The 8,559-nt window shown below is 50.7% G+C and carries 9 protein-coding genes and 1 pseudogene; 3 read left to right on the forward strand and 7 right to left on the reverse strand.

Annotated features, from left to right (window positions below; all coding sequences use genetic code 11):
* The 4 genes and pseudogenes from PPL9_RS06580 to fliI form a co-directional block, all read right to left on the reverse strand.
* Nucleotides 1-383, reverse strand: a pseudogene (locus tag PPL9_RS06580) (mechanosensitive ion channel protein MscS); the annotation flags it as partial.
* 138 nt (nucleotides 384-521) lie between these two features.
* Nucleotides 522-962, reverse strand: coding sequence for a paraquat-inducible protein A (locus PPL9_RS06585; protein ID WP_057461949.1), 441 nt, complete (start codon nucleotides 960-962; stop codon nucleotides 522-524).
* A 237-nt stretch (nucleotides 963-1,199) separates the two neighbouring features.
* Entirely contained in the window at nucleotides 1,200-1,607 is a 408-nt protein-coding gene (fliJ, locus tag PPL9_RS06590; protein ID WP_057461950.1) for a flagellar export protein FliJ, read from the reverse strand.
* 30 nt (nucleotides 1,608-1,637) lie between these two features.
* On the reverse strand, nucleotides 1,638-2,963 hold the full coding sequence (gene fliI / locus PPL9_RS06595; protein ID WP_057462051.1) for a flagellar protein export ATPase FliI: 1,326 nt from the start codon (nucleotides 2,961-2,963) through the stop codon (nucleotides 1,638-1,640).
* A 373-nt stretch (nucleotides 2,964-3,336) separates the two neighbouring features.
* On the opposite strand from fliI, the gene PPL9_RS06600 reads away from it, so the two are divergent.
* From PPL9_RS06600 to PPL9_RS06610, 3 genes are all read left to right on the forward strand, one after another.
* Nucleotides 3,337-4,026 carry a response regulator transcription factor CtrA gene (locus tag PPL9_RS06600; RefSeq protein WP_008551652.1) on the forward strand — a complete coding sequence of 230 codons (690 nt, stop codon included), beginning with the start codon at nucleotides 3,337-3,339 and terminating at the stop codon, nucleotides 4,024-4,026.
* A 206-nt stretch (nucleotides 4,027-4,232) separates the two neighbouring features.
* Entirely contained in the window at nucleotides 4,233-4,709 is a 477-nt protein-coding gene (locus tag PPL9_RS06605; protein ID WP_057461951.1) for an SAM-dependent methyltransferase, read from the forward strand.
* Nucleotides 4,710-4,819: 110 nt separating this feature from the next.
* Nucleotides 4,820-5,665 (forward strand): DMT family transporter, encoded by an 846-nt coding sequence (locus tag PPL9_RS06610; RefSeq protein WP_082596609.1) that lies wholly within the window; start codon nucleotides 4,820-4,822, stop codon nucleotides 5,663-5,665.
* A 3-nt stretch (nucleotides 5,666-5,668) separates the two neighbouring features.
* Here the strand turns inward: PPL9_RS06610 and PPL9_RS06615 are convergent, their stop codons facing one another.
* The 3 genes from PPL9_RS06615 to PPL9_RS33120 form a co-directional block, all read right to left on the reverse strand.
* The gene (locus PPL9_RS06615) at nucleotides 5,669-6,673 is read right to left on the reverse strand and encodes an MBL fold metallo-hydrolase (protein ID WP_057461953.1); all 1,005 of its coding nucleotides are present in this window, start codon (nucleotides 6,671-6,673) and stop codon (nucleotides 5,669-5,671) included.
* Nucleotides 6,674-6,988: 315 nt separating this feature from the next.
* Nucleotides 6,989-7,915, reverse strand: a complete 927-nt coding sequence (locus tag PPL9_RS06620) for a protein-glutamate O-methyltransferase CheR (RefSeq protein WP_057461954.1) — start codon at nucleotides 7,913-7,915, stop codon at nucleotides 6,989-6,991.
* On the reverse strand, nucleotides 7,912-8,559 hold a 648-nt coding region (locus PPL9_RS33120), incomplete at its 5' end, for a chemotaxis protein CheB (RefSeq protein WP_280139020.1). The genes PPL9_RS06620 and PPL9_RS33120, both read right to left, overlap by 4 nt.

Here is an 8,559-nt window from a genome sequence, read left to right on the forward strand (position 1 = left end):
GAATGGTCCACCTTTGACTGGCCGTCCAGCAAGTCCTCATAACCGGACAACCCGGAGATGATGAGTGTGCCAAAGTCATAAAAACTCGAAACACCATCCTGCACATAAGTCCCGATCTGCGCTGCAATCGTTGCTTTGGCAGCCGGGTTTGCTGTGGCCGTGGATGCCCCGGAACCAGTCGAGCCATTGGGCTGCTGCTCCTGCAAAATTTTGACAAGCGCCTCACGCCCTTTCGGGTCTTCAAGCACCTTGATCAGGGCTTGCTTGGCTTGCTGCACATCAGCCCCACCCTCAGCAGAAGTGGACGAGTTTTGAGCCTGCGCAGCACTGGCAAAACTGAGAAAGACCGCAGCAAACGCTGCGATTAGAAACCGGAAAAGCATGGATCACCCAGAATGGAAACGAGCAAAAATCAAGCGAACACTATCGCTTTACACCATAAACGAGAAGATCCAGTGAAGACAAACCGACAAAATAACCCTGCGCAATCAGAGTTTTTGACAGATGAAAGCATGCATGGGTTATCTGGCAACCCGCCCAACCATGAATGCAGCAGTCGCCGTTGAAAGGGTCGCAGCAGCGTAAAACCACAATCCCGGCAAAACCTGAGCACTGGCAAGCCCGCTTGTCTTGGCTGCAAAAATCACCAAGGCCACCAGCATCACATCCATCATGGACCACTTCCCAAGATAGCTGAGCGCCCGAAGCCACTTGCTGGACGACCGATGCAACGCGGAAATACCGAGTACGAGAATCTTCAGGGCAGGCAGAAAAACAGAAAACACAAAGACAAGCCCGGCAATTGAAACCTCACCTTCGTCATAGAGCCCACCAATCACCTGCAACAGGCTTGGCGTATCCTCCAAAAAATAAAGGCGCTCCATACTCAAGAGTGGCAATGTCAGCCCCAGACCGAACGAAAACGCGGCAAGTGGAATTAAAAACCCAAGTAAAACAGGCATAAAGGCTCCTGAAGCGTCTTCCCGAAAAGTGGACACTGCTCAGTTCTCAGCGCGAGACCTGGACGCAACAGCCTATAAATAAACATTGGTGAAATGAAAGCAACCACGAGGTATCGCACCGCGAACAGGCGCAGTGCGATCAATAAAGGATTATGAAGAGGTTAAGACCAGTTCGGGTTATCAGAGTATCAGGTCATTCCGTCTAAGAACGAGAGACACCCTCAACCTCGGGAAGAATTAGCGACGCGCCATCCGCCCCGCAATGTCGTCCATTCCGTCTTGTTCAATCGCATCCATGGCAGCACGTTGACGCATTTGGTCACGCTCATCCATCAACTCGATCTTTTTCAACTCGGAAACAGCGTCAGTCAGCTCGTCCTGCGCTTTCTCAAGCTGAGACTTCAATTCCTCAGTCGAGTGCTTCAGGTTATCCCGGCGCTGTGCAGCCGCGCGAGCGAAAGTCGGATACGCAAAATGGCTGATATCATCAATACCAACACGCTTTTGCTCCTGAACAATCTGGTTCTCCAGATCTTCAGCCATTCGATCAAAATCACTCAACATCGTTTCAATCTGAGTCACCTGACGGCGCTTCTCATCAACATTGAACTTCTTAAGCTTCAAAAGGCCTTCACGATTCTTCATACGCAATACTCCCTTTACCGGAGAGTGAGCTTACGCCTGAGTCATTTCCAAAAGATGAGCAAGCTGGAAATATCCCTCTTCAATTGTAGTTTTTTCCCCCTTCATTTGCCCCAAATACGCTTCAAGGGCGTCATTTTTGGCAATTGCCTCATCAACAAGGGGGTCTGCACCTTCATTATAGGCACCCAGACGGATCAGTTCTTCCATGTCCGCATAAGCAGACATCAACTGCTTGGCACGCCGGAGAATCGGTAAGGCTTCTTCAGGCACACAACGCGGCATGGTTCGACTGACGGATTTTAGCACGTTAATAGCCGGGTAGCGACCGCGCTCTGCAATCCCACGCTCCATAACAATGTGCCCATCCAGAATACCGCGAACAGCATCGGCCACAGGCTCATTATGGTTGTCGCCTTCCACCAGCACAGTAAAGAGAGCCGTCACAGCCCCTTTGCCAACTGCACCCGGTCCGGCTCGTTCCAGCAATTTCGGCAATTCAGTAAAGACGGTGGGCGTATACCCTTTAGAGGTTGGCGGCTCTCCAACAGAAAGACCAATCTCACGCTGCGCCATGGCAAAGCGCGTAACAGAGTCCATCATACAAAGAACATTCTTGCCCTCATCACGGAAATATTCAGAGAGAGTAAGAGTGAGATAAGCCGCTTCCCGACGCATCAAAACACTTTCGTCAGACGTTGCGACAACAACAACAGATTTCGCCAGCCCCTCTTCGCCCAGATCGTCCTCGATGAATTCCTGAACCTCACGTCCACGTTCACCAATGAGACCGATAACAGACACTTCTGTTTCCGCGTTACGCGCAAGCATGGACATAAGGACCGATTTACCCACGCCAGACCCGGCAAAAATACCGAGGCGCTGCCCCTGACAACACGTTACAAAACTATTAAGGGATCTCACACCCAGGTCGATCGGGCTCCCAACACGGGCTCGTTCTGCAGCCGGAGGTGGTGAATCACGTAATTTTCTCGGGATCGAACCGAATGGAAGAGGTCCTTTTCCATCGATCGGTTCGCCTAAAGCGTTAACAACACGCCCCAGCCAGGCACTCGATGGATGGACAATACTCTCGCGTGAAATCAGCTTCGCCTTACTACCATGACGCACACCATCGAGCTCTCCAAATGGCATACAAAGCGCTCTTCCGTCTCGAAACCCGACGACTTCAGCTTGAATTGACGCTGCGTTCTCCCCTATTTCTATTAGTAGACGCGCGCCGACGCTCATGGCGTAAACAGGCCCTGCGACTTCAATCAGAAGTCCCTTAACTGCTTCTACTCTCCCGTAAATTTCGGTTGGGAGGCATGATTCGATTTCTGCAAAAAGCGAGTCCAAAACAGATTCCCTATTAATCATTTTCGTCGTTGGTAACCGATCGTTTACGCTTCTGCTTAATGTTATTGGGGAGACTTTGAATGGCGTATAGCCCTTTCAAGGAAACGAAGCGTCTAAACATGGCTTTCAGTAGCACTTGATTCGATTGAAAGCCAACCGGTCTCAAATTGGTGAACAGGAAAGGTTACACCCTTGAATTCTAGGTTGTACCCAGAGAACTGTTCTACGTGAGAGTAAAACGCTTGCGGTAGCGATTCGAGTTCTGTTAACCATAAACTCATTCAATTGAGTCGGGTTTATAGTATTCCTTCGCAACGGTTTGTGTTTTTGGGCCGGCGCGACTGCCCAGGAAAGGCAACACGAGGGGATTAACATGCGTGTATTGTTGATCGAGGACGATAGTGCTACTGCACAAAGCATTGAACTGATGCTCAAATCCGAGAACTTTAATGTCTACACGACAGATCTCGGCGAAGAAGGCATCGACCTCGGCAAACTGTATGATTATGATATTATCATGCTGGATCTGAACCTGCCGGACATGTCCGGTTATGAGGTACTGCGCACACTGCGAGTATCCAAGGTGAAGACACCTATTCTTATTCTGTCCGGTTTGGCTGGCATTGAAGACAAGGTCCGTGGCCTTGGGTTCGGCGCTGACGATTATATGACAAAGCCATTCCACAAGGACGAGCTGATTGCACGTATTCATGCAATTGTGCGTCGTTCTAAAGGTCATGCCCAGTCTGTTATTGTTACCGGCGACCTCACTGTAAACCTCGACACCAAAACTGTCGAAGTTGCAGGTCAGCGCGTACATCTGACTGGTAAAGAATATCAGATGCTAGAGCTTCTTTCCCTTCGTAAGGGCACAACCCTCACTAAGGAAATGTTCCTCAACCACCTCTACGGTGGTATGGACGAACCAGAGCTCAAAATTATCGATGTGTTTATTTGTAAGCTGCGCAAGAAGCTCGCTTCCGCAACAGCTGGCAAAAACTACATCGAAACAGTATGGGGCCGCGGATACGTTCTGCGCGAACCAGAAGAGAAAGCAGCTTAATAGCTTTATCAGCTGACTTTCAAAGAGTTTCAGTAGAAGCCCTGCTTGGTAATCACCATGCAGGGCTTTTCTGATTCCCTATCTAACTCATTGTCTATAAAAGCACTTCCTCCTCAGTTCGACCAAAGCTTGCACTTTCATGAAAGTAAGCGGAGGGTAGGTTCATCAAGCTTGATGACTTCCGAAACACATATGAGGATACGAAGATGCAATCTCTTGCAGACCTGAGATCTATCGGGATCATCACAGCAACCAACGGGCAGTCCCAACTCAACATCCACCCAGAGTATACGCCCGCCCTCTTGCACCTGTCAGACTTTAGCCACGCACTCATCCTGTGGTGGGCAGATCAGGCAGCAACAGCACAAGACCGGAGCACTCTGCAGTTCCCGGCTCCATATGCCAAAGCAAATCATCAAATCGGCACGTTTGCCTCAAGGTCCCCTGCCCGTCCGAACCCCATCGGCCTCTCATCGGTTTCGCTTCTAAACGTGGATGAGCAAAATGGTCTCATCACTGTCCCTTACATTGACGCAGAACCCGGTACACCGTTGCTGGACATAAAGCCCTACTTCCCTGCCTCAGACAGGGTAGAAACCAGTCATGGACCAAACTGGTGCAAACACTGGCCGCAATCCTATGAGGCATCAGCCGACTTCAACTGGGCAGCTGAGTTCACATAGTAAAGCCAACTGTTAGCCTCTGCGGTCTTAGTGGAGGCTAACAGGTAAAACACCTTCAATAACGCCTAAGTGTATTGCCCATGGGCTGTCTTTGTTGCCATGGTGCGGCCATGAGGCTTTTTATTCTTACATCTATTGTCATGGTTGCATTTGCCGCCAACTCAGTTCTGAATCGTCTGGCATTGGCAGACGGAGAGATTGGTCCATCTGCATTTGCCAGTATTCGCATTGTCGCTGGCGCACTCATGCTTCTGGCACTCATCTTCTTTCGAGGCGGCAACAAGCTCTCATTCTCAAAGCCCAACGTCACAGCAGTCCTTGCGCTGTGTGCCTACATTCTTGGCTTCTCGCATGCTTACATCTCACTTGATGCTGGCTTCGGTGCGCTTTTGCTCTTCGGCGCTGTACAAATCACCATGTTCATCGGTGCATTCATTCAGCGCGAAAACCTAACACTCCAGAAGTGGATCGGCGCAGCGCTCGCATTCTCTGGTCTCATTTACCTTCTCTCCCCATCAAACGCAGGCATAGATCCGCTTGGAGCAGGATTGATGACAATTGCCGCCATAGGCTGGGGAATTTACTCCATCATCGGCAGAGGCGCAGCAAACCCGCTCAAAGACACAGGAATGAACTTTCTCTACGGTGTGCCAATCATCTCATTGGCACTGCTTCTGTTTCCGGACACAACCACTATCACAGCTTCAGGCGTTCTTCTCGCCGTCATCTCCGGTGCTATAACCTCCGGCCTTGGCTACGCTCTCTGGTACGCAATCATCCCGCAGTTACAGACAAGCACGGCAGCAGTTGCTCAGCTCACCGTGCCAATCATCGCAACAGCCGGTGGAATTGTTTTCCTTGCAGAAGCCATCGATAGCCGCTTTATCATCGCCACCACATTGGTGCTCTGCGGTGTTGGGATTTCCGCCTACCGGAGAAAGCCCAACACACCCTGACGGTTACTCAGGCCTGTTCTGCTCATCCTCATGGCCAAGCTGCAGCTGATATGTTGCGGGAACAAATCGGAAACCCTCTCCCACGGCTTCAACAAAGCCCATGGCAGGGAACGGCATGTGGTAGCCAATAAACGGAATGCGTTCTTCCGCAATCATCCCGAAGATACGCCGACGCGTTTCCGCCGCACGCGCTTTGTCGATGTCAAACACGACACGCCAATCAGGATAGGCCAGTGACCATACAAAGTGGTTGGCTGTATCAGCGGTGAGCATCAGCTTGCGTCCATTTGCTTCAACCAAATACGCCATATGCCCGGGTGTATGGCCATAAGCCTCAACGGCAGTGATACCGGGAACGACTTCTCTGCCCGGATCAATAAAGTCGAATTTATCTTTGAGAGGCAGCACATTTTCAGCAAAAACGCGAGCGCTTCCATTGGCGGCTGGACCGAGCTTTTCCCAGTAATTGAACTCAATCGGACTCGTGACATACTTCGCATTCGCAAAAGTCGGGACACCGTTTTGCATCAACCCACCCGTATGGTCCGCATGCATGTGCGTCAGCACAACCACATCAATATCAGCTGGCCGGATGCCTGCTGTCGCAAGCGCCTTCAGTAAATTCCCACTTTGCGGCTGAGAAAGAACGCCTCGTCCCGTGTCAAACAAAATGAGTTTATCGCCTGTATTCACCAGAACCGGAGTGAAGAAGCCTCGGAACTTGTTGGAGGAGATGAAGTGATCCTGGCTCGCTTTTTCAAACACCTCACTCGTCTGCTCCATACCAAACGTATCCTGCGGGTGCTCAGCAATAAAGGTGCCATCGAGCAAAGCGTAGACCTTGAACTCACCAAGCTGAAATTCAGTTGCTGGCGCACGCTGATTGGAGCTTTCTATCGGAGTTTCTGCAGCTGCCTCCAAACTCCGCATCCCTGTGGCAAGCAATCCACCAGCACCCAGAGCAAGGGCACCTCGTCGGCTCAATTTCAAGAAATCACGAGAACTCATCACTCACACTCCATTAGCCTGACACACCACAAACAAAGGTGGTCAACAGTCACAAACTATCGGGAAACTCTAAGTATCGTTTGGAGAAATTTACTCGCATTGAACTTGAATTGCGACTGACGACAACCAGCCAAATAGTAAATCTTCGTTCAATAAAATGAGAGAGTCAGCTCGTACTTCCAAAAAACGGCTCCGGTTTTCGGATTAGAATACGCATAAAATAAAAAGTGAGAGTTTGGGGTTTGAATGTATATGAACGCAGCAAAGCCTAAAGAAAAGGCCAGCAAATCTGCTGGCCTGTTTCATTTTTCATCCCTAAAACCGGGAACCACTTGCTAAGGCCTGAATGGTGGGCCGCGTTTTGGAAGGTGTGGTCGAAGGCTTCGCCGTAGAGCGTGAGAAGCTGGAGGAACCAGCCGGGCGGCTTGCAGCCTGCTTTTTGCGGTATACACCACGCAGATTTGGATAGGGCTCAAAGCCATCCGTCAAACCAACCACAGTTTCCGCAGCACCAAGCACGAGGAAACCATCATCCGGCAACTGCCGATAGATGCGGTTGAGCACATCAATCTTCGTTTGCTGATCGAAGTAGATCAGCACGTTACGGCAGAAGACAACGTCAAACTCACCAAGGTGGCTGAAGTTTTCCAGCAGGTTCAGCTTACGCCACTGCACCATAGCCCGGATTTCCGGAGCCATCTGCCACAGTTCGCCCTGCTGCGAGAAGTACTTCAACAGCATCTGAATAGGCAGACCACGCTGGACCTCGAACTGGCTGTAGATACCAGTACGGGCTTTTTCCAGTACTTCAGTGGAAATGTCAGTTCCCAGAATCTCGAAACGGAATGTACCGATCTTGGCCTTGTCTTCTTTCAGATACATGCTGAGAGAATAAGGCTCCTGACCCGTAGACGCCGCCGCACACCAGATGCGCGCACTCCGGCGTGTTTTGCGTGCCTCAAGCAAATGAGGAAGCATCACATTCCGGAAGTTCTCGAAAGGGCTCTTGTCACGGAAGAAGAATGACTCATTGGTTGTCATAGCTTCAACCACATCATTCTGCATAGACATGGAGCCCGGCTTGCTGATCGCAAGAATAAGCTCACTCAGTCCATTCAGGTTGTGACGTCGAGCAACTGGCATCAGTCGGCTTTCGACCAGATACTGCTTTTCATCGGAAAGAACGAGGCCGCTACGGGATTTCAGAAATTTCTTCAAGAAATCATATTCAGAAGTCATCATCGCGCGGCTCCTTTTAAGATACGCTTGACATGTGCACCAATCTGATCGAGAGGCACGATACCGCTGCAGTTCCCAGTACGGGCAGCAGCACCTGGCATCCCCCAGACAACACTGGAGGCCTCATCCTGCGCGATGACGCTACCGCCTTTACCAGCAATGACATTGACGCCACTTGCGCCATCACTACCCATGCCGGTTAAAACGAGTGCCAAACACGCGGTACCGAAAACTTCGGCTGCACTTTCAAAAAGTGGATCCACAGATGGCTTACAGAAATTGACGGGAGCTCCGTCTTCGAGCAACGAAACCGCCTGCCCGTTCTGCTTGCCGATTTTCAAATGAATTCCGCCTGGAGCGATATAAACGTGCCCAGGTTTCAATACATCCATGTGCTCAGCTTCTTTTGAAGGAAGCTGAAGTTGTTTATGTAAATGCTCTGCCAGAATTGTCGTGAACGTACGCGGCATATGCTGCGTAATCACAACAGGCACCTTCAGCAAACCATCACGTGCATCTGTCAGCACACGCTGGAGCGCTTGTGGCCCTCCGGTAGAGCTGCCGATCACAAGAGCCCGCGGCACAACCGAAGAATACGGCTTGAGCGTTATCTCCTGCTTTCCAGCAGCATTTATCCCTGTCCCGCG

The sequence above is a fragment of the Pseudovibrio sp. POLY-S9 genome (assembly GCF_001431305.1).
Classification (GTDB): Bacteria; Pseudomonadota; Alphaproteobacteria; order Rhizobiales; family Stappiaceae; genus Pseudovibrio.